Annotated in this window: 23 protein-coding genes; 13 read left to right on the forward strand and 10 right to left on the reverse strand. The window is 72.1% G+C overall.

Annotated features, from left to right (window positions below):
- Positions 1–53: 53 nt before the first annotated feature.
- Both ACGH48_RS03030 and ACGH48_RS03035 read right to left on the reverse strand, forming a co-directional pair.
- Positions 54–872 (reverse strand): cytochrome c oxidase assembly protein, encoded by an 819-nt coding sequence (locus ACGH48_RS03030; RefSeq protein WP_396291155.1) that lies wholly within the window; start codon positions 870–872, stop codon positions 54–56.
- Positions 873–1,020: 148 nt separating this feature from the next.
- Complete coding sequence (locus ACGH48_RS03035; protein WP_396290141.1) at positions 1,021–2,334, reverse strand: acyltransferase; 1,314 nt, start codon at positions 2,332–2,334, stop codon at positions 1,021–1,023.
- A gap of 169 nt (positions 2,335–2,503) precedes the next feature.
- Between ACGH48_RS03035 and ACGH48_RS03040 the strand changes: the two genes are divergently transcribed.
- Both ACGH48_RS03040 and ACGH48_RS03045 read left to right on the forward strand, forming a co-directional pair.
- Positions 2,504–3,034 (forward strand): Fur family transcriptional regulator, encoded by a 531-nt coding sequence (locus tag ACGH48_RS03040; RefSeq protein WP_396290142.1) that lies wholly within the window; start codon positions 2,504–2,506, stop codon positions 3,032–3,034.
- A 50-nt stretch (positions 3,035–3,084) separates the two neighbouring features.
- Positions 3,085–4,611, forward strand: a complete 1,527-nt coding sequence (locus tag ACGH48_RS03045) for a catalase (RefSeq protein WP_396290144.1) — start codon at positions 3,085–3,087, stop codon at positions 4,609–4,611.
- 77 nt (positions 4,612–4,688) lie between these two features.
- Here ACGH48_RS03045 and ACGH48_RS03050 read toward each other — a convergent pair whose 3' ends face one another.
- On the reverse strand, positions 4,689–5,255 hold the full coding sequence (locus ACGH48_RS03050; RefSeq protein ID WP_159573594.1) for a GNAT family N-acetyltransferase: 567 nt from the start codon (positions 5,253–5,255) through the stop codon (positions 4,689–4,691).
- Positions 5,256–5,452: 197 nt separating this feature from the next.
- On the opposite strand from ACGH48_RS03050, the gene ACGH48_RS03055 reads away from it, so the two are divergent.
- Positions 5,453–6,337: a VOC family protein gene (locus ACGH48_RS03055; RefSeq protein WP_396290145.1), complete on the forward strand. Its 885-nt coding sequence runs from the start codon at positions 5,453–5,455 to the stop codon at positions 6,335–6,337.
- A 102-nt stretch (positions 6,338–6,439) separates the two neighbouring features.
- Here the strand turns inward: ACGH48_RS03055 and ACGH48_RS03060 are convergent, their stop codons facing one another.
- Positions 6,440–7,225 carry an SDR family oxidoreductase gene (locus ACGH48_RS03060; protein WP_222659503.1) on the reverse strand — a complete coding sequence of 262 codons (786 nt, stop codon included), beginning with the start codon at positions 7,223–7,225 and terminating at the stop codon, positions 6,440–6,442.
- Between the two features lie 127 nt (positions 7,226–7,352).
- Between ACGH48_RS03060 and ACGH48_RS03065 the strand changes: the two genes are divergently transcribed.
- Genes ACGH48_RS03065 through ACGH48_RS03080 form a run of 4 tightly spaced genes read left to right on the forward strand, consistent with a single transcriptional unit; the run spans position 7,353 to position 10,295 of the window.
- Positions 7,353–7,913: a hypothetical protein gene (locus tag ACGH48_RS03065; protein WP_396290146.1), complete on the forward strand. Its 561-nt coding sequence runs from the start codon at positions 7,353–7,355 to the stop codon at positions 7,911–7,913.
- Positions 7,910–8,527 carry a signal peptidase I gene (lepB, locus tag ACGH48_RS03070; protein WP_396290147.1) on the forward strand — a complete coding sequence of 206 codons (618 nt, stop codon included), beginning with the start codon at positions 7,910–7,912 and terminating at the stop codon, positions 8,525–8,527. The genes ACGH48_RS03065 and lepB overlap by 4 nt, the downstream gene beginning before the upstream one ends.
- On the forward strand, positions 8,524–9,369 hold the full coding sequence (locus tag ACGH48_RS03075; RefSeq protein WP_396290149.1) for a helix-turn-helix transcriptional regulator: 846 nt from the start codon (positions 8,524–8,526) through the stop codon (positions 9,367–9,369). The genes lepB and ACGH48_RS03075 overlap by 4 nt, the downstream gene beginning before the upstream one ends.
- A 47-nt stretch (positions 9,370–9,416) precedes the next feature.
- Positions 9,417–10,295 (forward strand): helix-turn-helix domain-containing protein, encoded by an 879-nt coding sequence (locus ACGH48_RS03080; RefSeq protein ID WP_396290150.1) that lies wholly within the window; start codon positions 9,417–9,419, stop codon positions 10,293–10,295.
- Here the strand turns inward: ACGH48_RS03080 and ACGH48_RS03085 are convergent.
- A complete protein-coding gene (locus ACGH48_RS03085) occupies positions 10,285–10,809 on the reverse strand; it encodes a hypothetical protein (protein WP_396290151.1) in 525 nt (174 codons plus the stop codon). The genes ACGH48_RS03080 and ACGH48_RS03085 overlap by 11 nt on opposite strands.
- Before the next feature lie 249 nt (positions 10,810–11,058).
- On the opposite strand from ACGH48_RS03085, the gene ACGH48_RS03090 reads away from it, so the two are divergent.
- Both ACGH48_RS03090 and ACGH48_RS03095 read left to right on the forward strand, forming a co-directional pair.
- Complete coding sequence (locus ACGH48_RS03090) at positions 11,059–11,778, forward strand: alpha/beta fold hydrolase (protein WP_340197917.1); 720 nt, start codon at positions 11,059–11,061, stop codon at positions 11,776–11,778.
- Positions 11,779–11,899: 121 nt separating this feature from the next.
- Positions 11,900–13,519, forward strand: coding sequence for an MFS transporter (locus tag ACGH48_RS03095; RefSeq protein ID WP_396290152.1), 1,620 nt, complete (start codon positions 11,900–11,902; stop codon positions 13,517–13,519).
- Here the strand turns inward: ACGH48_RS03095 and ACGH48_RS03100 are convergent.
- Entirely contained in the window at positions 13,494–13,814 is a 321-nt protein-coding gene (locus ACGH48_RS03100) for a hypothetical protein (RefSeq protein WP_396290153.1), read from the reverse strand. The genes ACGH48_RS03095 and ACGH48_RS03100 overlap by 26 nt on opposite strands.
- 143 nt (positions 13,815–13,957) lie before the next feature.
- On the opposite strand from ACGH48_RS03100, the gene ACGH48_RS03105 reads away from it, so the two are divergent.
- On the forward strand, positions 13,958–15,163 hold the full coding sequence (locus ACGH48_RS03105) for a PP2C family protein-serine/threonine phosphatase (RefSeq protein ID WP_123310281.1): 1,206 nt from the start codon (positions 13,958–13,960) through the stop codon (positions 15,161–15,163).
- A 65-nt stretch (positions 15,164–15,228) separates the two neighbouring features.
- Here ACGH48_RS03105 and ACGH48_RS03110 read toward each other — a convergent pair whose 3' ends face one another.
- Positions 15,229–16,098, reverse strand: a complete 870-nt coding sequence (locus tag ACGH48_RS03110) for a phosphoribosylaminoimidazolesuccinocarboxamide synthase (protein ID WP_396290154.1) — start codon at positions 16,096–16,098, stop codon at positions 15,229–15,231.
- On the reverse strand, positions 16,095–17,363 hold the full coding sequence (gene purD / locus ACGH48_RS03115; protein ID WP_123310277.1) for a phosphoribosylamine--glycine ligase: 1,269 nt from the start codon (positions 17,361–17,363) through the stop codon (positions 16,095–16,097). Before purD ends, ACGH48_RS03110 begins: the two co-directional genes overlap by 4 nt.
- Before the next feature lie 57 nt (positions 17,364–17,420).
- Between purD and ACGH48_RS03120 the strand changes: the two genes are divergently transcribed.
- Positions 17,421–17,783: a sterol carrier family protein gene (locus ACGH48_RS03120; protein ID WP_123312142.1), complete on the forward strand. Its 363-nt coding sequence runs from the start codon at positions 17,421–17,423 to the stop codon at positions 17,781–17,783.
- 222 nt (positions 17,784–18,005) lie between these two features.
- Here ACGH48_RS03120 and ACGH48_RS03125 read toward each other — a convergent pair whose 3' ends face one another.
- Positions 18,006–20,537: a LuxR C-terminal-related transcriptional regulator gene (locus ACGH48_RS03125; protein ID WP_396290156.1), complete on the reverse strand. Its 2,532-nt coding sequence runs from the start codon at positions 20,535–20,537 to the stop codon at positions 18,006–18,008.
- A gap of 162 nt (positions 20,538–20,699) precedes the next feature.
- On the opposite strand from ACGH48_RS03125, the gene ACGH48_RS03130 reads away from it, so the two are divergent.
- Positions 20,700–21,095 carry a hypothetical protein gene (locus tag ACGH48_RS03130; protein ID WP_131846932.1) on the forward strand — a complete coding sequence of 132 codons (396 nt, stop codon included), beginning with the start codon at positions 20,700–20,702 and terminating at the stop codon, positions 21,093–21,095.
- Between the two features lie 83 nt (positions 21,096–21,178).
- Here ACGH48_RS03130 and purF read toward each other — a convergent pair whose 3' ends face one another.
- Positions 21,179–22,636 (reverse strand): amidophosphoribosyltransferase, encoded by a 1,458-nt coding sequence (gene purF, locus ACGH48_RS03135; RefSeq protein WP_123310271.1) that lies wholly within the window; start codon positions 22,634–22,636, stop codon positions 21,179–21,181.
- Between the two features lie 73 nt (positions 22,637–22,709).
- Here purF and purM point away from each other — a divergent pair, with 73 nt between their 5' ends.
- Positions 22,710–23,807, forward strand: coding sequence for a phosphoribosylformylglycinamidine cyclo-ligase (gene purM, locus ACGH48_RS03140; RefSeq protein WP_340197913.1), 1,098 nt, complete (start codon positions 22,710–22,712; stop codon positions 23,805–23,807).
- The last annotated feature ends 65 nt before the right edge of the window (positions 23,808–23,872 follow it).

The raw sequence follows: 23,872 nt of genomic DNA on the forward strand, positions 1-23,872 counted from the left end.
ACGACGTCGACGATGTCGTTCCGGGTCAGCGCCGCCGCCGCCCGCCCCCGCGCTCACCCGCGGCGCCGCAGGTGCGCCCGCGTCAGCTCGTCGATCTGCTCGTCGGTCAGGGCGTCGACGGCGTGGGCCTCGCGGCGGTCGGTCCGCTGCCACCGGATGAACAGCGAGATGAGCACGGGGATGTCCGCCACCTCGGCGATGAACCACAGCAGGTCGCCCGCCAGGTGCTGATCGCGCAGCGGGGACGGGAACCACGGCTGCCCGACCGCCTGCACCACCGAGCCGTCGAGCACGTGGTTCGTGATCCGCAGCACGATGCCCGGCACCGCGTCGATCATCAGCTCGGCGAACGCGAGCAGGAACTCCGCGGTGACGAACGTCGACGACCGCAGCACCCCGGGCTCGGACAGCGGGGCGAGCAGTCCGAAGCCGAGCGCCGGCACCGTCACCGTGATGACGACGGCCCAGACGGACGATTCCCGCAGCGTCGCCGCGAACGGTGTCAGCAACAGGCCGAACAGGACGAGGGCGACCAGCGGCGCGACGATCGCGTTGCCGAGCAGACGCACTGGACGCGACCGCATGGCGGCGTCGGCGGCGTGCGCGAGGCGATCCGGGCCTCCTGTCCGGAGCAACGACACGGGCGCACCGAGCGCGGCGAAGGTGGGGACCGCGAAGAAGAGCAGGGCGGACCGCAGGACGAACGCCCACCGCAGCTGCTGGTCGTACACGCCGACGATGCCGAACTGCAGGATGCCGAACAACACCAGCGCCGCGACGAATGCGAGGGTGCGCCACCAGGGCCAGCGTGCGCCGCGGCGGGCAGCTCCGACGACCCACCAGCCGTAGGCGACCGCGGCGACGACGATCATCACCGCTGACAGGGGGTCGAACCGCCAGGTGCTCCAGAACTCGGGTGTCGACGGCGTCGGGTGCCTCCTGCGGATCGGCCTCGTGCCATCCTCTGCCCGGCGTGTGTGCCGGCGCGGACCCGAGCGGCTCCGATCGGTGAGAACCGGTTCAGATCCGGGTGACGCCCCTGGCCGGCGTGGTCCGCGAGAGCAACCACACCCCGATCGGCACCGCGACGGCGCCGATGACCGCGACCCCGAACGACAGGTGCAGCTGCATCACGAGGAACGCCGGACCGATCGTGCAGACCGCCGCGACGGCGACGACGGGCCACGACGGACGGTCGGCCGAGGGCAGCAGGCGGGGGAGCGGGCGGTCGAACCAGCGCAGCGCCCGAGCGACCCCGAGCGCGACGGCGAGCACCACGACCAGTGCGACGACGCGGGACGCCCACCACGGACCGGAGCCCGGCGTCGGGAACGGCACCCCGACCAGCAGGGCGACCCCGTTCAGCGCGATGAAGAGCGGCAGGTGCCAGAGGTAGATGGTCATGCCGTCCCGACCGAGCACGAACACGGCGCCGAGCGCGGCCCTGGTGCGCATCAGGCGGGTGAGCGGGGCGTGCACGAGCTGGACCAGGCAGGCCTCTGCGATCGCGAGGAACGCCAGCGGGAGCATCGGCGGGTTGAGGTCCTGCAGCATGTCCGGTGCCCACAGCCCGATCGAGGTCATCGGGACGAGCAGGGCGTAGGCGACGACCGCCACCGCGAGCAGGAGCGCCTTCGACCGCCGCGCGAACCAGCCGTCGGCCCAGAGGAACCCGAGCTGCTGGGCGAAGAGCCACACCGGTCCGAGGTTGAGCAGTCCGACCTCGGCGACCCCGGTGGCCAGGCGGACCGCGTCGACCGCTCCGGCGAGCAGCAGCAGGACGCCGAGGGTGGCCCACGGTGCCCGCTCGTGCAGGCGCATCATCAGCGGCACGCAGCACTGCGTGATGCCGTACGCGGCGAGGAACCAGAGCGGCGAACCGATGCCGAACGCGACCTCGGCGAGGAGGTCCGGCGGGGTGCCGGCAGCCGTCGCCACCCCGAGCCCGAGTGCGAGGAACACGAACAGCGGGACCGCCGGCCGGAACAGGCGCACCAGCCGGGTGGCCAGGTAGTCGCGCGCGGGGCTCGGTGCACCGCGGGCGACGGTGCTGCGCCAGCCGACCGCGCTCGCGAAGCCGCCGACCACGAAGAAGAGGGGCATCACCTGCCCGACCCAGGTGGCGGCGACGTACCACGGGAGCTCCTGCAGGGGGCTCGTCACCCGCACCCCCTGGTCGTCGGCGGCGACGCCGACCATCGTGACGTGCACGATGACGACGAGGACGACGCAGGCCGTCCGGATGAGGTCGACGACCAGGTCCCGCTTCGCGATGATCCCCCGGACGTCCGGTGCACTGTTCGCCTGTTCAGGCAGACCTTGGCTCGTGGACATGTCCGGACGCTAGCGTGCGGAACGGTCGGTCCAGGGTCGTCCCAGCTGATCGCGACCGGATCGTGACACTTCGTATTCCGGTAGCGGCATGCGTCCTCGCGCTGACCGTCGGCAGAAGCTCGTGTACAGTGGCCACGTTGTCTTGATTCCTGCAAAAGAAAGGCTCAGCATGGACGCCGACGCCGATCTGCTCCGCACCTCGGGCCTCCGGGTGACGACACCGCGACTCGCGGTACTGCGCGCGACCGAGTCGATGCCGCACGCCACCGCCGACGACATCGTCACGGCACTCACCGCCGAACTCCCGACGACCAGCCACCAGGCCGTCTACGGGGTCCTCGCCGCACTCACCGGCGTCGGGCTCGTCCGACGCATCGAGCCGGCAGGCAGCCCTGCGCGCTACGAGCGACGGACCGGGGACAACCACCACCACATCGTCTGCACGCTGTGCGGCGCGATCGAGGACGTCGACTGCGCCGTCGGGCACTCGCCCTGTCTGACCCCGTCGGACGCGCACGGCTTCGCCGTCACCACCGCCGAGGTCACCTACTGGGGCATCTGCGAGCGCTGCGCCGCGGCCGAGCGCGACGACGCGGGCGCAGAGGCGCCCAGCCCAGGCGCAGACGCGCCCGGCACAGGCGCAGACGCCCCAGACGCAGGCGCAAGCGCAGACGCCCCCGACGCCCCGCGCGTCCCCTGAGCCACCCGAGCACCCCTGACCGAACCAACCGTTCCACCCAAGGAGGAACCGTGTCCGACCAGAACACGACCGGCACCCCGTCCGGCACCCCCACCACCACGACCAACTCCGGCGCTCCCGTCTCGAGCGACGAGCACTCGATGGGCGTCGGGGCCGACGGCCCCCTCGCGCTGCACGACCACTACCTGGTCGAGAAGCTCGCCCAGTTCAACCGCGAGCGCGTGCCGGAGCGCGTCGTCCACGCGAAGGGCGGCGGAGCGTTCGGTACCTTCACCGTCACGCAGGACATCAGCAAGTACACCCGCGCCGCGTTCCTGCAGCCGGGCCAGCAGACCGAGATGCTCACGCGCTTCTCGTCCGTCGCCGGCGAGCAGGGTTCGCCCGACACGTGGCGCGACCCCCGTGGCTTCGCGCTGAAGTTCTACACGTCCGAGGGCAACTACGACCTCGTCGGCAACAACACTCCGGTCTTCTTCATCCGCGACGGCATCAAGTTCCCCGACTTCATCCGCTCGCAGAAGCGTCTGCCCGGATCGCACCTGCGCGACCACGACATGCAGTGGGACTTCTGGACCCTGTCGCCCGAGTCGGCGCACCAGGTCACCTGGCTCATGGGCGACCGTGGCCTGCCGGCGAGCTGGCGCGAGATGGACGGCTTCGGGTCGCACACGTACCAGTGGATCAACGCCGAGGGTGAGCGCTTCTGGGTGAAGTACCACTTCCTGACCGAGCAGGGCCACAAGACCCTGACGCAGGAGGACGCCGACCGCATCGCCGGTGAGGATGCGGACTTCCACATCCGTGACCTGCACGCCGCGATCGAGCGGGGCGACTTCCCGCGCTGGACGCTCAAGGTGCAGATCATGCCCTACGCGGACGCCGAGTCGTACCGGTTCAACCCGTTCGACCTGACGAAGGTGTGGCCGCACGCGGACTACCCGCTCATCGAGGTCGGCACGATGGAGCTCAACCGCAACCCGGAGAACTACTTCGCGCAGATCGAGCAGGCGACGTTCGCACCGTCGAACTTCGTGCCCGGCATCGCGGCGAGCCCCGACAAGATGCTCCTGGCGCGCATCTTCAGCTACGCGGACGCCCACCGCTACCGCGTCGGCACGAACCACGCGCAGCTGCCGGTGAACGCCCCGAAGAACGAGGTGCACTCGTACTCGAAGGACGGCGCCATGCGCTTCGACTTCCAGAAGTCCGAGGTGCCGGTGTACGCCCCGAACTCGCTCGGTGGCGCGCACGCCGACCCGTCCGCGACCGACGACGTGCCCGGTTGGGAGTCGGACGGCGCGCTGCAGCGCTCCGCGGCGACCCTGCACCCGGAGGACGACGACTTCGGCCAGGCCGGCACGATGGTCCGCGAGGTCCTCGACGACGCCGCCCGTGAGCGCCTAGTCGGCAACATCGCCGGTCACGTCTCGAAGGTGACGCGTGACGACCTGCGCGAGCGTGTCTTCGCGTACTGGACGAACGTCGACGCCGACCTCGGTGCGCGCGTGCGCGCCGCGGTCGTGCCGAGCGCGCCGGGCTCGAACGAGGACCCGGAGACGGTTGCGGTCGAGGCGTAAGCCCCGCTCCGCCACCATACGGACGGGAGGCACGGTGCCAGCTGGCACCGTGCCTCCCGTCCGTTCGTGGTTGTGTTCTAGACCTCTTGGCCGTTCAGCCAGATCGGGCCGGCCGGCCAGTCCTCGAGCGCTGCGGCGACCGGCCGCACCATCCAGCCGCCCTGTTCCGTGTTCGTGATGCCGGCGCCCTCGGCGGTGAACGCCGAGAAGGTGCCGACGACCTCGGGGAACTCGTGCCAGCCGAGCTTCGCGTAGAAGGGGATGCGGTTCTCGCCTGCGCCGAGGAAGCCGTACGGCACCGCGAGCCCGTCGAGCACGGCGTGCGTGCGCTCCATGAGCTCCCGGCCCTTGCCCGATCCCTGCAGCCGGGGCGACACGGCGACGAGACCGGTGTCCCCGACCAGCACGTCGCGCCCGCCGACCGTGATGAACATGCGGCGGATCCCGACGTGCGCCAGGACGACGCCGTCCTGGTCGCGGGCGAGGACCCGGCGCTCGGGCTGCATGCCGGACCAGCTGCGGCCGCCCACGTACCAGTGGGACCAGTCCGGGAACGCCTGCGCCAGCAGTGCTGCGATCGCTTCGTGGTCGGGGAGCGAGAGGGAGCTCTCCTCGACCACCTCCCACCGGATGTCATCAGTCACGCGTCCATCCTGCACGGATGTGGTGACGGTCGTTGCGTTCGCTTGGTCCGGCAAAGCGACAGATCGCCGCGAACCGTCCGCAGCGATCTGTCGCTTTGGCGGGTACCTCGCGCCGGGGTCGCGTGGATCTGTCGCTCTGGTGCAGCCGACGAACCCATTTGGTTGACGCGTCAACCAAACGGGCGCACACTGGTGCCATGCACACGCAGGACCTCCTCGCCGCCGACACCGGGATGGGTGCCGTCACCCTCCGCGTCGCGAACCTCGACCGGATGATCGGCTACTACCGCGACGGCGTCCAGCTCGCGCTGCTCTCGAACGAGGGCGGCGTCGCCGTGCTGGGGCGACCGGGCGCCGGTGGTCTGGCGATCCCGATCGTGATCCTCGAGCACGCGCCGTCGATGCAGCACGCGGCCCCCCACGACGCCGGCCTGTTCCACACCGCGATCCTGTTCGACACCCGGGCAGACCTGGCCGCGGCGCTGTACTCGGTCGCGACGAAGTTCCCGCAGACCTTCACCGGCAGCGCCGACCACCTGGTGAGCAACGCGTTCTACTTCACCGATCCCGAGGGCAACGGCGTCGAGCTGTACTGGGACCGCGACCGCACCGAGTGGTCGTGGACGCACGGCATGGTCGACATGGACACGAAGTACGTCGACCCGAACGCGTTCCTGCAGGAGCACCTGACGCAGGACGCCCTGGACACCGCCGCGGCACGCCCGGGCAAGGTCGGCCACGTGCACCTGTCGGTCGGCGACGTGGCCAGCGCGAAGGCGTTCTACGTCGACAAGCTCGGCTTCGCGACGACGGCCGGGTGGGGTGAGGCCCTGTTCGTCAGCGCCGGCGGGTACCACCACCACATGGCGATGAACACCTGGAACTCCCGCGGGGCCGGGCGCCGCCAGCTCGCCCTCGGGCTCGGACTCGTGCGGATCGAGGTGCCGGGAGCCGACGACCTCGGCGCCCTCGTGTCGCGCATGCACGACACCGGGGTGCAGACCGCGGACGACGGCCGGACGGTCGCGTTCGAGGACCCGTGGGCGAACCGCATCGAGGTGACCGTGCCCGGTCGCGGCTGACGAGCGGGTCGCGAGGGGCCGAGTCTCGGGCTGAGCGACACTCCTCGTGCCCGCAGCCCCGAGAAGTGTCGCTGACCCCGAGTCTCGGCGCCGGCTGAGGGGTCAGGCGCGGTTCGAGATCCCGCCGTCCGACGTCAGCAGCTGCCCGTTCACCCAGGCACCCTGCTCCGAGCAGAGGAACCCGACGAGCGCCGCGGTGTCCGACGGGCGTCCGAGCCGGCCGAGCGGCGTCCCCTCGACCGCCCAGCGCTTGACGTCGTCGGACATCCACCCGGTGTCGTTCGGGCCCGGGTTCACGACGTTCGCGCTGACGCCCAGGCTGCCGAGCTCCTTCGCGGCGCCGAACACGATGCGGTCGAGCGCACCCTTCGAAGCCCCGTACGGCAGGTTGTACGCGATGTGGTCGCTCGTCAGTGCGACGATCCGCCGACGGTCGCGTGGTGCGGCATCGCCGGCGCGCTCGAGTGCGGCCGCGTACGCCTGCACGAGCAGGAACGGCGCGCGGGCGTTGACGGCGAAGTGCCGGTCCCACGACTCGACCGTCGTGGTCCGGAAGTCCGAGTCCACCGATTCGCAGTGCGACATCACCAGCGCGGTGACGGGCGCGCCCGCCTCCGTCTCGGCACGGCCGACCAGCGCGGCAGCCTGTTCCGGGTCCTCCAGGTCGACCGGGAGGCGCGTCACGCGTGCACCCACCGACTCGCACTCCTGCACGACGGACTCGACCCCGTCGGGATCCGCCCCACCGCTCACGCGGTCGTCGTAGGGGCCCCACCACGAGATGGCCAGGTCCCAGCCGTCGGTCGCCAGCCGGGTTGCGAGCGCCGCGCCGATGCCGGCTCTGCGGCCCACGCCGGTCACCAGGGCGAGTGGTCGTGCGGACGTCATACGGGCCTCCTCTTCGGTGCTCCGTCGCACCGATCGCCACCCAGTCTGCCGGAGCCGGGCACGCTCGTGGCCATCGCACTCGGCGTCCTGTCGGCGAGGACGGGCGCGCGAGGGCCAAGATGGACGGATGCCACGCACACGACCACCGCTCGGACGCGGACCCCGCGGCGGTCGTCCGGACCCGCGCGACCTGCCGATCGAGCACGTGCGCGACCGGATGTCGTCCTACATCTACGGCAACATCACGGTGCTCGCCGCCGCGATCGCCGTCGACCCCGCCGCGATCCACCACGGCGCGGCGATCTGGGCCGTCCTGGCGACCGCGGTCCTGACCTACCTGGCGCACGTCCTCGCGCACCTGGTGGCGCACGGGCTCGGCGGCGACGAGTCCGAGACCGACGACGCCCGGCGCGAATCGGTCGCGACCATCATGCGGAACGCCAACCCCATCGCGACGTCCGGGCTCATCCCCGCGGTGCTGTACGCGGTGGCGTGGGCCGGGTGGATCCCGGCGGGGTGGGCGCAGACGGCGGCCCTGGTCATCCTGGTGGTGCGCATCGGGATGGTCGGCGTCTTCGTGCAGCGGTTCAGCGGCAGGCGCCCCACGTTCCTCGGGCTCTGGGGCGGCATCGTGCTGGCCGCTGTGGCGTTCGTGATCGGTCTCGTGAAGGTGGTGTTGACGCATTGAGCGCCACCGAGTCCGAACCGAAGCCGAAGCGGGCCGGCTGGAAGTTCCTCCGCGACCTGGTGGTCATCGTCGTCGTGGCGCTGCTGGCGTCCTTCCTGGTGAAGACCTACCTGGTCCGGTCCTTCTACATCCCGTCCGCGTCGATGCAGAACACGCTGCTGGTCGGCGACCGCGTCCTCGTCAACGAACTCGTCCCCGGCGCCGTCCCGCTGCAGCGCGGTGACGTCGTCGTGTTCCAGGACCCGGGCGGCTGGCTCGGTACCGGGCAGGGCGACGACCTGATCAAGCGCGTCATCGGCCTGCCGGGCGACACCGTGTCGTGCTGCGGCACCGGCGGTCACCTGTCGGTGAACGGACACCCGGTCGACGAGCCGTACGTGGTGCCCGAGATCGGGTCGGACCGGGTCTCCGGCACCGACTTCGACATCACCGTGCCGGAGGGGCGCATCTGGGTGATGGGCGACAACCGGTACAACTCGGCGGACTCCCGTGTGCACGGCACGGTGCCGGTCGACGACGTGGTCGGTCGTGCGTTCATCACCACTTGGCCGGTGTCACGGTGGACGGTGCTCTCGCGGTACGCCGACGAGTGGGACAAGGTGCCGGACCCGTGACGACTCCCGACGCTGTGCCGATGGACGCGGTGCCGATGGACGCGGTGCCGATGGACTACGTGACCGGGGGTGACGCGGACCTGTCGATCCGGCGCATCGGGACGCACGGACACCGGTCCGGGACGATCGGGCCCCGTCCGGACCACGTGGTCTTCTGGCTCGCCGACGGCCGTGCCCACCTGACCGCGGACGACGGCTCGAGCTGGGACGTCGGCGCCGAACGCCCGATGATGCTCTCAGCGTCGCTGGCGTACGGCTTCGACACCGACGCCACAGCCATGACCCTGCTGCACCTGGCGCCGGCCCTGCTCGGCGACCGCGACGGCGTGGCCGAGTTCCGCCAGCCGGACGCCGCCGACCCCCGGATCGAGCCGCTCCGGGCACTGCTCCGCGACGTCACCGATCGGGTGCTCGACCCGGCGCTGCCGGCCGACGAGCGGGCCGCGGTGAACCGGCGCATCGCCACCGTCGTGCTGTCCACGTTCGCGCCGTCGCGGTCGGACGTCGAGCACCGGATGCGCCGCGCGATCCGCTTCGTGCACGACGAGGCCGGCCGGCCGCTCTCGGTGGCCGACATCGCGGCCTCGTGCGGCCTGACCGAGCGCGGCGTGCAGGCCCTCTTTCGTCGGCGTCTCGCGGTGACGCCGATGCAGTACCTGCGCGAGGTCCGACTCGACCGGGTCCACCTCGAGCTCGGACGTTCGCGCTCCGGAGCGCTGCTGGTGAGCGACGTCGCCCGACGGTGGCAGTTCACGCACCTCGGACGCTTCGCCGCGCACTACCGCGCACGCTTCGGCGAGCAGCCGCACGAGACCATCGCCCGAGGACCCGGCGCCGTCTGAGAACGGCGGTTCTCGCGTTCATTGCGGGTTCCGGCTATCCTGCATCCGTGGATGCGCGACGGTCCGGTCTGGGTCAGTACCTCCGCGCCCGTCGGGCACTCGTCCAGCCCGAGGACGTCGGACTCGCCCGCGAGCCCGGACGCCGCGTCGAGGGGCTGCGGCGCGAAGAGGTCGCCCGGCTCGCCGGCATCAGCGCCGAGTACTACCTCCGGCTCGAGCGCGGCCGTGACCACCAGCCGTCCGACCAGGTCCTGGTGGCCCTGGCCCGGGCTCTGCGGCTCGACGGTGAGGCGCTCGACTACGTGCGACGGATCGCCCACGCCGAGCGCCGACGGCCCCTCGGCATCGACCCGCCGGGCATCGACGACTCGGTCCGTGCGCTGCTGGCGCAGTGGGCCCACACCCCGGCGTTCGTGATGGACCGGAACCAGGACATCATCCTGTCCAACGCGCTCGCGAGCGCACTCGGACCCGGGTACATGGAACCGGGCGCCAACCTCGTCCTGCAGATCTTCACCGAGGCCTCGCGGCAGCACGCCGTGGACTGGGAGCCGACCGCGCACCGCGTCGTCGCCGCCCTGCGCCTGCACGCCGAACCCGAGGACCCCCGTCTGCAGGAGATCGTCGGGACGCTCACCCTGCAGGACCCGGACTTCGCCCGCATCTGGGCACGGCACGACGTCGCCGTCCAGCGCACGGGGACCTCACGGCACTGGATCGACCCGATCGGGTGGATCGAGTTCCGCTGGCAGAACTTCGCGATCCCCGGCAGCTCGCACGTGCTCGTCACCTTCTGGGCCGACCCGGGCACCCCGGCAGCGGCGGCCGTCGCCTACCTCGCGGCGCAACTCCGACCCGACGTGCGGCGGACGGGTCCCGACGCGCTGCGCACGGCACCGGTCGACGGCGAACCGATCAGCGGCTGAGCACCGCGCGCAGGGCGTCGAGGTGCGCGGCAGCGTCGTGGTCCGCAGCGGTCCAGACCACCAGCACGTGCTCGGGGTCCTCCTGTCGCCGGAACTGCTCCCACCGCAGCAGGAGCCGTCCGACGAGCGGGTTGTCGAACGTCGTCACGCCACGGTGCGCAGCCCGGTCGGCGCCGGCCGCCCACTCGCTCGCGAAGGCCGGGCTCCTGGCCATCAACTCACCGAGGAGCTGGCGGAACCGCGTGTCCGCCTCGTGCTGCTCGAGCGAGTCCCGGAAGGTCGCCGCGGTGCGGTGAGCCTCGGCCTCCCACCCGGCGACCGAGTCCTCGACGTGCGGGTTCAGGAACGTGAACCGCGCCAGGTTCGTGCCGACCGTCAACGACGCCGAGACCGCTCCGGCGAGCCGGTTCGCCGCCACGACGTCGAGGTAGCGGTCGAAGACGACGGCCGGCTCGGCGAGTGCGTCCACGAAGTCCTGGGCCGACGTCGTCGTCGTGCCGTCCCCGTTGTCCATCTTGCTCACGCTAGACGTTCCCCTCGGGGCGAAAGGGGTCCCGCGAGGACCCGGCTCGGCCGACGGCGTGCCCGCCCGCACGCACCACGCGGCGTTTCCGACGGTGCCGGGGCCGCCACCCGGGTGCGGCGGGGCCGGTCGCTGCGCTGCCTGGGCACGGCAGGGACAGGACGGCCTGGTCCGGACGGCCCTAGCGTGACGACGCCGGCACCCCCGCCCGGCACCGCGCCAGCCCGCAGGAGGCCGCCCATGACCGCACCGACCATCGTCCTCGTCCACGGCGCCTTCGCGGACGCCGCCAGCTGGGCCCCCGTCACCCGGGAGCTCCTCGACCGCGGCCACACCGTGCTCGTGCCGCCCGTGTACAACCGCAGCCTCGCCGAGGACGCCGCCTCGATCCGGGCCGTGGCCGAGCACGTCGACGGCCCCGTCGTCCTCGCCGGGCACTCCTACGGCGGCGCCGTGATCACCGTCGCGGGCGAGGCCGCGAACGTCGTCGGGCTCGTCTACGTCGCCGGGTACGTCCTGGACGTCGGCGAGAGCCTCGGCCAGCTGCAGGGCGGGTTCCCGGACTCCGACCTCGCCGCCAACCTCGTGTACACCCCGTACCCGGTCGCCGGAGCCGAGGACGGCACCGACGTCTCGGTCGCGATCGACGCGTTCCCGGCCGTCTTCGCCGGTGGCCTCGACCCGCGGATCGCCGAGGTCCTCGCCGTGTCGCAGCGCCCGTTGTCCGGCGCCGCGTTCGGCGAGCCCGCCTCGGCCGCCGCCTGGAAGACGACCCCGGCGTGGGCCATCGTGTCGTCCGAGGACCACACCATCAACCCCGACGTCGAGCGCTTCGGGTACACCCGCGCCGGCATCACCGACGTGACGGAGCTCCCCGCACCGCACCTCGTCATGCAGACCCACCCGCGGGACGTCGCCGACGTCATCGAGCGCGCGGCCACGGCCACCGCCACGTCCTGACGCGGCCCACCGCCGACGACGCGACCAGCGATCTGCAGGCGACCAGGCCGGGAGGCACGGCGCGCGTCGGACGCGCACCGTGCCTCCCGGACGGTCCCCGGCCCCACCCCGAGGAGGCGACGTGACCGCCGAACCCACCACGACGAACCGTGGCGGTGCGCTCGCGCCGCTCGCGATCCCGGTCTTCCGCGCCCTGTGGATCGCGGTGCTCGTCAGCAACGTCGGCAGCTGGATGCAGACGGTCGGCGCGCAGTGGCTGCTCGTCGACGAGCACGCGGCGCCCGTCGTCGTCGCCCTCGTGCAGACCGCGTCGAGCCTGCCGGTCCTGCTCATCGGGATCCCGGCGGGCGTGATCGGCGAGTTCGTCGACCGTCGAAAGCTCCTCATCGGGGTGCAGGCGTTCCAGGTGGTCGTCGGGGTCGCGATGACCGTGCTCACCGCGACGGGACAGATGACGCCGGCGCTCCTGCTCACCGTCACGTTCCTGCTCGGCACCGCGTCGGCCCTGCAGCTGCCCGCGTACCAGGCCCTCGTGCCCGAGATCGTGCCGCGGGCGATGATCACCGACGCGGCGGCGCTCAGCTCGGTCGGCGTCAACGTGGCCCGGTCGATCGGTCCGGCGCTCGCCGGGGTGGTGATCGCGCAGCTCGGGGTGCCGTTCGTGTTCGCGGCGAACGCGCTGTCGTTCGCACTGTTCCTCGTGGTCCTCGTCACGTGGCGCGGGTACCGACGGCCGGAGACCCGGGCGGAACCGTTCATCGACGCCACCCGGGCCGGACTCCGGTACGTCCTGCACGCCGGGGTCGTCCGCCGGCTCCTCCTGCAGCTGGCGGCGTTCATGGTGCCGGCGAACGCCCTGTGGGCGCTCCTGCCGCTGGTCGCGGACGGGCCGCTCGGACTCACCTCCGGCGGCTACGGGCTGCTGCTGGCCGCGGTCGGCATCGGCTCGGTCGGTGGCGCGTTCGCGATGCCGGCGATCCGCGCGCGGATCGGCACCGGCGGGACGGTCGGGGTTGCCTCGTTGGTGTTCGGCGCGACGATGGTCGTCGTCGCGCTCGTCCCGGTGCTGTCCGTGGTCCTCGTCGCGCTGGTCGTCGGCGGCGTCGCGTGGATCGGGGTCGTCACCACCCTGAACGGCACGGTGCAGGCGTTCCTGCCCGCCTGGGTCCGAGCGCGGGGACTGGCCGCCTACCAGCTCGTCCTGTTCGGCAGCACCGCGGTCGGCGCGGCGCTCGCCGGGGTCGTGGCCACGCCGTTCGGCGTCGTCGGGGTGCTCGCCGGGGCCGGGGTGGTCACCGCCCTGAGCGCCGTGCTGATCGTCGTGTCGGGGTTCCCGGCGCTCACCGACCGGCAGCGCGCCGTCGCACCGATGCCGTTCGGCGACGTCACGATCGTGCCGGACGACCACGCCGACGCCACGGGCGAGACCCTGGTGCTCGTGCACTGGACCGTGCCGGACGGCGCCGTCGACACCTTCCGCGCCGCCGCCGCGCTCCTCGGGCACAGTCGGCGGCGGACGGGCGCCCGCGACTGGAACCTGTACCGGGACACCGCGGCCGGGCCCGAAGCGTGGGTCGAGGCGTTCCGGGTCGGGTCCTGGCAGGAGCACGTCGACCAGCACGAGGTCCGGCAGACCGGCGACGACGCACGGACCCTCGAGGCCGTCCGCCAGGTCGCGGGGGAGCCCCGCGTCGAGCACCTGGTGGCGCCGGAGGTCAGCAGCCCGTCGTCGTCAGCGTGACCGTCGCGACGGCGTCGTTCGTCACCGTCGTCGTCTGGGGGCACAGCTCGCCAGCACGCACCGTGACCTTGCCGAGCGGGACGCCCGCGAAGTCCGCGGTGCCGCCGGGGAACACCCGCTGGTGCTCCGACAGCTTGCCCGTCGACGCGAAGACCTTCACCTCGTACGGGTGGTCGGCGGCGTTGTCCGACACCGTGACCGAGACCTGGCCGGTGGAGTCGTGGGCGCCGCACCCCGCGAGCGTCAGCAGGGCCGCCGCAGCGAGGGCGACGGTGGGCAGGACGCGGCGGGACACGCGTCCAGGGTAGTCCGGCGCCGGATCGGTCCGGACCGGGGACGACCGTCGCGTCCGCTCGGCGTGCCTGCCCCGTGGACTGGGGTGGTGCGTCCTCCGTAGTGGGGACAGGCCCTGTCCGGTTGGCGCGTTAGCGTGGGTGCATGCACCCGGAGACCGCGACGACCGTCCCAGTCACCAGCGCGCCCGACGCCGTGCGCCGAGCAGCACTGCTCGCCGCGCTCGACGTGGTCGAGGGCGGTGCCGAGGAACGGTTCGACCGGATCACCCGCATCGCGCGTGAGGCCCTCGGCGTGTCCGGCTCGTTCCTGAACCTGGCGGGCGACACCTCGCTGACGATCAAGTCCCAGCAGAGCGACGCCCACTTCGGACCGGTCATCCCGCTGCAGGACACCTTCTGCGGGCGCACGATGGGGGAACGCGGCCCCGTGCTGGTGCCCGACGCGCGCATCGACGCCCGCTACTCCGACATGCCGATGGTCGTCGGCGACCCGAACGTCCGCTTCTACGCCGGCGTGCCACTGCGGCTCGGCGACGACGACGTCAAGGTCGGCACCCTCTGCCTCATCGACCCCGAACCGCGGACCCTCGACGCCGACGAGCTCGCCCTGCTCCAGGAGCTCGGCGTGTGGGCCGAGCGAGAACTGGCCGCCGGTGCCGACGAGGACCGCCTGCGCTCGGTGCTCGCGGGGCTCGAACCCGGCACCGTCGACGTGCCCGGCTACCGGATCGCGGGCCTGTCCGTTCCGCACGGCGTCGTCTCCGGCGACTTCCACGACTGGCACCGTTCCGGTGACGACGCGGTGCACCTGACGGTGGCCGACGTCATGGGCAAGGGCATGTCGGCCGGGCTGCTCGCCGCGAACATCCGCGGCGCCCTGCTCGCCCGCGGCGACGTGGCACCCGACGTCGCCGTCGCCGAGCTCGAGGCGCAGGTCGCACCCGACCTCAGCCGCGCCGAGTCCTTCGCGACGCTGTTCCACGGCCGCCTCACCCCCTCGACCGGTCGGATCGACTTCACCGACGCCGGACACGGGCTCGTCCTGCAGCTCCGCGACGACGGCGCCGAGCGGATCCTGCGGTCATCGGACCTGCCGATCGGGCTGCACCCGGCGGGCATCGAACGTGCCTCGGGATCGCTCGTCATGCGGCCGGGTGACGTGGTCATCGTGGTCAGCGACGGCGCGCTCGAGCTGTGGGACTCCACGCTCGCGTCGCTGTCGCAGCTCGGGGCGCTCTACCGCGAGTCGCCGGACGTCGCGACGTTCCTGCAGCGGGTGCGGTCGCGTGCGGTCGACCACGACCCGGGCGACGACCTGACCGTCGTCGTGGTCGCGCGCGACCTCTGACGACGGGTCGTCGGCGGTCGCCGGCGGTCGTCTGGCTCGCTCGGCGCCGGCGGTCGCCCGGCTCGCTAGGCGCCGAGGCGCTCGATGAGCTCGGCGTAGCGCGCGGCGGTGCGGGACACGATCGCCTCGGGCAGCACCGGCGGCGTGCCCTGGCGGTCCCAGTTGGCGCTGAGCCAGTCGCGCACGATCTGCTTGTCGAACGAGTCCGTGCGACCGTCGGCGCGGGCGTCCCAGTACCGGCTCGAGTCGCTCGTCAGGACCTCGTCCGCGATCCGGATCCGGCCGTCGGTGTCCTGCCCGAACTCGAACTTGGTGTCCGCGATCACGACGTCGCGCTCGAGGGCGATCGCCGCCGCCTCGGTGTACACGTGCAGCGACAGGTCACGCAGCGTCGCCGCGACGTCCGCACCGACCAGGTCCACGGTCTGCTCGTACGAGATGTTCTCGTCGTGCTCGCCCTGCGGTGCCTTGTAGGCGGGCGTGTAGATCGGCTCGGGCAGCCGGTCGCCGTTCGACAACCCAGCGGGCAGGGCGACGCCGCAGACGCTGCCGCTCTGCTGGTACTCGGCCCAGCCGCTGCCGACCAGGTACCCGCGCACGACGCACTCGACGGGGAACATCTCGAGCGGCATGACGTGCATCGACCGCGACTCGACCTCGGGCGGCACGGGGGTGCCGCCGGACGACGGGCCGATGATGTGGTTCGGCACGTCGCTCAGCTGCGTGAACCAGAACCGCGACAGGCGGGTGAGCAGCTCGCCCTTGCCCGGGATCGGCGGCTCGAGCGCGAAGTCGTACGCGCTGACCCGGTCGGACGCCACGAGCAGCAGCTCGGACGCGCTCCGGATGTCGGGGGTGCCGGTCGGCACGTACAGCTCGCGGACCTTGCCCGACGAGACGTGGTCCCAGCCGGCGATCACGGGCGCGCCGCTCATCGGGTGACCTTCGCGGCGATGTCGGTGCGGTACTGCGCGCCCTGCAGGGTGATGTCGCCGAGTCCCGCGTAGGCGCGCTCCCGCGCCTGCGCGAAGTCGGAGCCGACCGCGACGACGCTGAGCACGCGGCCGCCGGTGGCGACGAGGGTGTCGTCGAGCACTCCGGTGGCGGCGTGGGCGACGGAGACCCCGTCGCGGGCGTTCGCGGCGTCGATGCCGGTGATGGGCCGGCCCGTCTGCGGGTTCTCCGGGTAGCCCTCGCTCGCCAGCACGACGGTCACGGCGGCTTCGTCGCGGAACTCCGGCGCCGGGGTGCTCCCGAGCCGACCGGTCGCGGCGGCGAGCAGCAGTCCGCTCAGCGGCGTCGCCAGGCGGGGGAGGACCACCTGGGTCTCCGGGTCGCCGAAGCGTGCGTTGAACTCGATGACCCGGACGCCCTGCTCCGTGACGATGAGGCCGCAGTAGAGCAGGCCGACGAACGGCGTGCCCTCGTGCTCGAGGCGACGGACGGTGGGCAGCGCGACCAGCTCGGTGACCTCGTCGACGAAGGCCTGTTCGGACGCCCAACGATCGGCCAGCCACGGCAACGGCGAGTACGCGCCCATGCCGCCGGTGTTCGGCCCGAGGTCGCCGTCGGCCAGGCGCTTGTAGTCCTGCGCGGGGCTGAGCGGCCGGACGTCGTGCCCGTCGCTCAGGAAGAACAGCGAGACCTCTTCGCCGTCGAGGAACTCCTCGACCACGACGTGCCCGTGCTGCAGCCAGTAGGTGGCGTGGTCGATGGCGGCCTGACGGTCCTCGGTCACGAGGACGCCCTTGCCGGCGGCGAGGCCGTCGGCCTTCACGACGTACGGTGCGCCGAGCTCGTCGATCGCCGCGACGGCTTCCGCTGCCGTGCCGGCGTACACCGGGCGACCGGTCGGCACGTTCGCCTCGGACATGATCCGCTTGGCGAAGGCCTTCGAGCCCTCGAGCTGCGCGGCGGCCTTGCCGGGCCCGAAGACCGGGATGCCCCGGGTGCGGACCGGGTCGGCCACGCCGGCGATGAGCGGTGCCTCGGGCCCGACGACGACCAGTTCGACGCCGTTCTCGATCGCGTACTCGGCGACGAGAGCACCGTTCGTGGGGTCGAGGGAGACGGTCTCGACGTCGGCGGCGATGCCGGCGTTGCCGGGAGCGGCCGTGATGACGTGGCCCGCCCGCTCAGCGAGGAGGGCCGTGATGATCGCGTGCTCGCGGGCACCGGAACCGAGGACGAGGATTCGCACCCGATCACCCTACCGATGAGGACTCGCCCGCCGCGAGGCGACGGCTAGCCTGTGGAGATGCCACCCAGGAGGATCGAGGACGCCGTCGGCCGCGCCGCACTGACCGCGGTGCAGCAGGGCGACACGGCGAGGGCGACCGTCGCGACGGCCGTCCGGTGGACCCTGCAGCGTCTCGCCGACGACGTGCCCGGCAACAGCGTCGAGGTCCGGGTGCCGCCGTTCGCCGCGGTCCAGGCCGTCCCCGGCCCCCGACACACCCGTGGCACGCCGCCGAACGTGGTGGAGACGGACGCCACGACGTGGCTCGCGCTCGCCACCGCGGAGCTGACCTGGGACGAGGCGGTCGCGCAGTCGCGCGTCAGCGCGTCCGGATCGCGTGCGGACCTGACGGCGTTCCTGCCGGTGCGGGTCGCGCTCTAGTCGCGTCGAGCACTCCCTAGGCGGACGAACCGAATTAGGTAGTCCCTACCGATGCGGGCGCATGCACTGCGAACCTACGCTTGAAGTCGCCGGGATTCGGACCCGACCCGAACGGGTCCGAACCCGGCGACAGGGACCAAGGTACGCGAAGTTCCACACAACGTGTCAACCGGAGCGGCGCGTCGTGCTGCAATGCGCAACGTTCTTGCGTGACAGGGTGGCTCAGAAGAGGCCGGCGAGCTCCGACCGCGCGTGCAGGTCCCACTTGGCGAACACCCGTGACAGGTGTGCGTCGATCGTCCTGGTGGAGAGTCCGAGCGCCTCGCCGATGAGGCGGTTGCTCATCCCCTGCGCCGCGAGCTCGGCGACCTGGTACTCGCGGTTCGTGAGCGGTGGCTTCGGCCGACCGGCCGTGACCGCCATGCCGTGCGACGCGAGCACCCCCTGCGCCGCGATCACCCGCGTGCGGTCGTGGGCGGTCAGGGCGTCGGCGTACTCGACGATCGCCGCGGCGAGCGGTCCGTCGACCCGGGCTGCCGCCTCGCGCATCCGACCGAGCGAGGCGCCGGTCTCGCGTCCGTGCAGCATGTCCATCGCGTAGTGCAGCGTCTGCGCGTACATGACGTGCGTCCACGCGCCGCTCGCGGTGGCGCGGTCGATGATGTCGTCGGCATGGCGGAGTCCCGCGGGGTTGCCGAGCACCGCCTCGGTCCAGGCGATCGTCACCGCGACCTGCTCCCCGGTGATCCGCATCGCCCGCTGCGGGGTGGCCCGCGCACGGTCGAGGGCACGCGTCGCGTCCTCGGTCCGGCTGGCGTAGGCGTACGCCATCGCGAGCCGTGCCCACGGGTAGGCCGCGAAGCCGCCGTGGTCCGCGACGTCGTAGCGCTCGCAGGCCGCCGAGAACGCCGCGATCGCGTCGTCCCAGCGCCGTTGCCCGATGGCGAGGTTGCCGTCGCCGATGAGCTCGAGGGTGAAGTCGTACTTCAGGTACGGGTTGGAGCGTCGGACCGGCACCTCGGTGAGCAGGTCGGCGAGGTCGCCCCGCCAGACCTGCACCTGGTGCAGCACCGACACGATCTCGCCGACGCTCCAGGGGGCGTCCTCGAGGTGTTCGACCGCGGTGGCCAGGGCGCGGCGGCCGAGGGCCGAGGCGTCGTCGAGCCGGCCGGCCGTGGCGAGGGCCATGATCGCGCAGGGGGCGACGCTGAGGAAGGCGAACGGGATGGTCGGGGCGTGCACGATGCCGCTGCGCTCGAGCTCGACCCGGACCTCGTCGAAGCGCCCGCCCCAGCCGAGGTGCGCGAGCCGCAGCAGCCGGAGCCGTTCGACCGCTTCGCCGGACACCAGGCGGCTGGCGACGTCGGTGAGCGCCACCGCGGCCAGTACGTCGTCGTCGTGGAACTGCCGGATGTTGGCGAGGATCTCGCAGGCCTCGACCACGAACGCGTCGTCCACCGAGGCGTGGTCCGCACGGACGACCGCCCAGGCCGCCTCGGCGTCGGCACGACCGGCCTCGCGCCCGGTGCTGTACGAGTACGCCAGTGACCGCAGGCAGCGCGCGGCGACCTGCTCGTTCGGGTGCAGGGTCCGCCGGAGTGCGGCGGAGGTCAGGGCGATCGCGCTCTCGTGCTCCTGCAGCCGCACCGCGACCTGCGCCGCGTCGAGCAGCTGCTCGACCGGGGGCACGACACCGCAGTCGAGGGCCCAGAGCGCCGACCGCAACCGTGCGGCGGGCGGAGCGCCCTCGGGACTGTCGGCGCGGAAGGCGTTCGCGCGGGCGAACAGCGCCGTGCGCCGTGCCACCGGGACCAGGGCGCGGATGACCTCGCCGACGAGCGGGTGCTGCGGACGGGCCACCGCGGCGCCGTCGTCGAGCGAGTCGATCCGGACCAGACCGAGTGCGACCACGCGGTCGACATCGCCGCCGCTGACGAGACCGAGCAGCCGCGCGAGCGGGATCGGGTCGGCGAGTGCCACGATGTCGACGACGTCGCGCAGGTCCTCCGGCAGTGCGCCGAGCTCGGTCCGGTACATGTCGGCGAGGCTGTTCGACGCGGTCACCCGCCCCCGCCAGTACCACCCGGACGCCGTGTGCTCGAGGGCGCCGGAGGTCCGGGCGGCCCGGACCACCTCGCGCAGGTAGAGCGGGTTGCCAGCGGTCGCGCGGTGCACCCGCTCGGCCGACGCGTTCTCGAGCTGCGAGCCGAGCGCCTCGGCCACCAGGGCCGACGTCTCGCGCAGGCTGAGCGGTTCGAGGTCGATGCGCTCGAGCAGGTCGTCCTGCCACAGGGCGCGGAGCGGTTCCGACAGCGCGGTGAAGTCGCGGCAGGTCAGGACGAGCCGAACGCCCTGGTGTCGGACGAGCCACGCCACGTACCGGGCGGAGATCGCGTCGAGGTGGTCGGCGTCGTCGACGCGCAGCAGGACGTCACGGTCCGCGAGGTCGGCGATCGCCCGGAGACGCTGCTCGGCCCCGGAGTCGTCGGACAGCTCGGACAGGGTCGCCGGCAGCTCGCCGAAACGGTCCGAGATCGCCCCGAAGGGCATCGACCGCCCGGTGGCGACGGCGGTGATGGGCACCACGACCGTGCGGCCGGAGCCGTCCCGTCCGGCGACGCGGTCGGTGACGCGGGCCGCGACGGTGCTCTTGCCGAGACCGGGAGCGCCGACGAGCGCGACGCTCCACCGGTGCTCCGCGACGACGGACACGGCACGGTCCTCCTCGCGACGCTGCATCACGGGCCAGGTCACGCGCGCCGGGATGCCGGGGGTGCGGCCTCGCCCCCGTACGGTCCGTTCTCGCATCCGTGTCACCTCCTGCCCATGGGATACCAAGCGGTACGGATCATCCTCTCCCGGATCGGAGTGCGCGCACAGGCCGGGGGACGTCCCACAGTGGGGGACAATGGGTGGGTGAGCAACACCGATCGACCCGACGACCAGCCGGTCCCGGCCCCCGCGCCGAACGCCGTCTCCACCTCCGACGAGGTCACGATCCGTCGTGCGCCGAAGTTCGGGGTGTTCATCGTCGGCGGCGCGGTGCTCGGGTTCATCGCGACCCTGATCGTCGTCTCGCTCACCATGAACCTCGGTGGCCAGCAGGAAGAGTCGAGCTTCGGCAGCCTGGTGGGCTACTTCAGCCTGTGGGGCGTCACGATCGGCGCCTTCGTCGGCGCGGTCGTCGCCGTCGTGTTCGACCGGGTCTTCGCCCGGCGCGCGGCCCGCCTGACGGCGGAGCGCGTCGAGGTCGAGCTGCCGCCCGAGACGGTCGAGGGCGAGATCGACGAGCACGGCGACCAGCGGCCGTAGCCGCCACCGTCTCCGGACGGGAGGCCCGGTGCCAGCTGGCACCGGGCCTCCCGTCCGTCAGGTGGGTGCGTCTCGGACGCGACCTAGCTGAGCTGGTTCGCCTCGACCCAGGACAGGTACTCCGGGCTCACGGTGCCCGTGACGTACTCGCCCGTGAAGCAGCTCATCTCGAGGTCGGTCACGTCCGAGCCCTCGATGATGGCGTCCCGCATGTCGCCGATCTCCTGGTAGATCAGGTGGTCGCTGCCGAGCACCTTGTTGATCTCCGGGATCTTCCGGTCGTGCGCGATGAGCTCGTCGCGCGTCGGCATGTTGATGCCGTAGACGTGCGGGAACCGGACCGGGGGAGCGGCGCTCGTGAAGGTGACCTCGTTCGCACCCGCGGCGCGGGCCATCTCCACGATCTCCTTGCTCGTCGTGCCGCGCACGATCGAGTCATCGACGATCAGGATGTTCTTGCCCTTGAACTCCGACGACATCGCGTTGAGCTTCTGCCGGACGGACCGCTTGCGTTCCGCCTGGCCCGGCATGATGAACGTCCGGCCGACGTAGCGGTTCTTGTAGAACCCCTCGCGGTACTCGATGCCGAGCTTCCGCGCGACCTGCATGGCCGCGGGCCGCGACGAGTCCGGGATCGGCATCACGACGTCGATGTCACCGGTCGGTGCGTACTGCTCGATGGTGTCCGCCAGCCGGTTGCCGAGGCGCAGGCGGGCGTCGTACACCGAGATGCCGTTCATGACGGAGTCGGGACGCGCCAGGTACACGTACTCGAACGAGCACGGCACGAGCCGCGGGTTCTTCGCGCACTGCCGGGCGTGCATCTGCCCGTTCATCTCGATGAAGATCGCCTCACCCGGGGCGACGTCGCGGACGATCTCGTAGCCGCCGGACTCGAGCACCAGCGACTCGCTCGCGACGACCCACTCGGGCTGGCCGGCCTCGTCGAACTTGTGCCCGAGGATGAGCGGCCGGATGCCGAACGGGTCGCGGAAGGCCAGGAGCCCGTGGCCGGCGATCGTCGCGATCGTGGCGTACGAGCCCTCGACGCGCTCGTGCACGCGCTCGACGGCGTCGAAGACCTGCCCGGCGTCGAGGTCCGTGCCGCGGACCTGCCCCTGCAGCTCGTGCGCCAGCACGTTCACCAGGAGCTCGGTGTCGCTCGTCGTGTTCAGGTGCCGACGGTCGATGTCGAACAGCTCACGCGTGAGTTCTCGCGTGTTGGTGAGGTTGCCGTTGTGCACGAGGACGATGCCGTACGGCGCGTTCACGTAGAACGGCTGCGCTTCTTCCTCGTTGCTCGCCGCGCCCTTGGTGGCGTAGCGCACGTGGCCGAGGCCCATGGTGCCGAGGAGCGCGCGCATGTCACGGGTGCGGAACGCTTCCCGCACGTGACCGCGGGTCTTGTGCATGTGGTGCACGTGACCCTCGACCGTGGCGATGCCCGTCGAGTCCTGCCCGCGGTGCTGCAGGAGGAGCAGTGCGTCGTAGATGGATTGGTTGGCGGGGCCCTGTGCAACGAGGCCGACGATGCCGCACATTCGCGGGTGTGCTCCAGACCGTAGAATCGGGGGGTACCGAACAAGTCTGCCATGTCACCGCGAAGGACTCCGCATGCCCAACCCGTACGCCGAAGCCGGAGTGGACACCGCCGCCGGTGACCTCGCCGTCGAACTCATGAAGTCCGCCGTCGCGGCGACCCACAACAGTCACGTGCTGGGCGGCGTCGGCGGCTTCGCCGGACTCTACGACGTGTCCTTCCTGAAGGACTTCGCACACCCGTTGCTCGCGACCTCGACCGACGGCGTCGGCACCAAGGTCGCCATCGCGCAGGCGATCGACAAGCACGACACCATCGGGCAGGACCTGGTCGGCATGGTCGTCGACGACATCGTCGTGGTCGGCGCGAAGCCGCTGTTCATGACCGACTACATCGCCTGCGGGCGTGTCGTCCCGAACCGCATCGCGGACATCGTCGCCGGCATCGCCCGCGGCTGCTCGGCGACGGGCACCGCACTGGTCGGTGGCGAGACCGCCGAGCACCCGGGGCTGCTCGGTCCGGACGACTACGACGTGGCCGGTGCCGCGACGGGTGTCGTCGAGGCCGGTTCGCAGCTCGGCGCCCACCTGGTGCAGGACGGCGACGTCGTCCTCGCGATCGAGTCGTCCGGGCTGCACTCGAACGGGTACTCGCTCGTCCGGCACATCCTCGCGTCGCGCGGGGTCGGGTACACGGACCAGCTGCCCGAGTTCGGCGGCGTGTCCGTCGGCGAAGCCCTGCTCGAGCCCACCCGCCTGTACACGACGCCGCTGCTGGAGCTGCTCGAGCAGCACCCGGGCGCCGTGCACTCCCTGTCGCACGTGACCGGTGGTGGCATCGCCGCGAACCTGGCGCGCGTCCTGCCCGTCGGCTCCTGGATCGAGGTCGACCGCTCGACCTGGCAACCGCTCCCCGTCTTCCGGGTGCTCGCCGACATGGCAGGGACGCCGATCGAGGACACCGAGGGCACCTGGAACCTGGGCATCGGCATGTTCGCCGTGGTGTCCGCCAGCGCCGCGGTGGACGTCATCGAGTCGCTCGGCGTGGCAGGGATGCCCGCCTGGCCCGTCGGCACGATCGCCACGTCGGCCCGCGACCTGTCCGGCTTCGAGCAGGGCGCCAAGGGTGTCGACGGTGGCGCGGTGCGGCTCGTCGGGAGCTACGCCGCCTGACCCGGGCTGGTCGCGGTCGCACGGACCGCCGCTCGGACGTGGTCCGGGCAGCAGTCCGTGCGCCC

It is taken from the genome of Curtobacterium pomorum, assembly GCF_044497295.1.
GTDB lineage: Bacteria > Actinomycetota > Actinomycetes > Actinomycetales > Microbacteriaceae > Curtobacterium.

Coding starts and splice junctions, on each gene's coding strand:
- purM (WP_340197913.1), top strand. CDS start 22,710: ATGCCCAACCCGTACGCCGAAGCCGGAGTGGACACCGCCGCCGGTGAC.
- ACGH48_RS03030 (WP_396291155.1), bottom strand. CDS start 872: ATGATCGTCGTCGCCGCGGTCGCCTACGGCTGGTGGGTCGTCGGAGCT.
- ACGH48_RS03105 (WP_123310281.1), top strand. CDS start 13,958: ATGCACCCGGAGACCGCGACGACCGTCCCAGTCACCAGCGCGCCCGAC.
- ACGH48_RS03120 (WP_123312142.1), top strand. CDS start 17,421: ATGCCACCCAGGAGGATCGAGGACGCCGTCGGCCGCGCCGCACTGACC.
- ACGH48_RS03035 (WP_396290141.1), bottom strand. CDS start 2,334: ATGTCCACGAGCCAAGGTCTGCCTGAACAGGCGAACAGTGCACCGGAC.
- ACGH48_RS03110 (WP_396290154.1), bottom strand. CDS start 16,098: ATGAGCGGCGCGCCCGTGATCGCCGGCTGGGACCACGTCTCGTCGGGC.
- ACGH48_RS03040 (WP_396290142.1), top strand. CDS start 2,504: ATGGACGCCGACGCCGATCTGCTCCGCACCTCGGGCCTCCGGGTGACG.
- ACGH48_RS03085 (WP_396290151.1), bottom strand. CDS start 10,809: ATGGACAACGGGGACGGCACGACGACGACGTCGGCCCAGGACTTCGTG.
- ACGH48_RS03055 (WP_396290145.1), top strand. CDS start 5,453: ATGCACACGCAGGACCTCCTCGCCGCCGACACCGGGATGGGTGCCGTC.
- ACGH48_RS03090 (WP_340197917.1), top strand. CDS start 11,059: ATGACCGCACCGACCATCGTCCTCGTCCACGGCGCCTTCGCGGACGCC.
- ACGH48_RS03065 (WP_396290146.1), top strand. CDS start 7,353: ATGCCACGCACACGACCACCGCTCGGACGCGGACCCCGCGGCGGTCGT.
- ACGH48_RS03060 (WP_222659503.1), bottom strand. CDS start 7,225: ATGACGTCCGCACGACCACTCGCCCTGGTGACCGGCGTGGGCCGCAGA.
- purF (WP_123310271.1), bottom strand. CDS start 22,636: ATGTGCGGCATCGTCGGCCTCGTTGCACAGGGCCCCGCCAACCAATCC.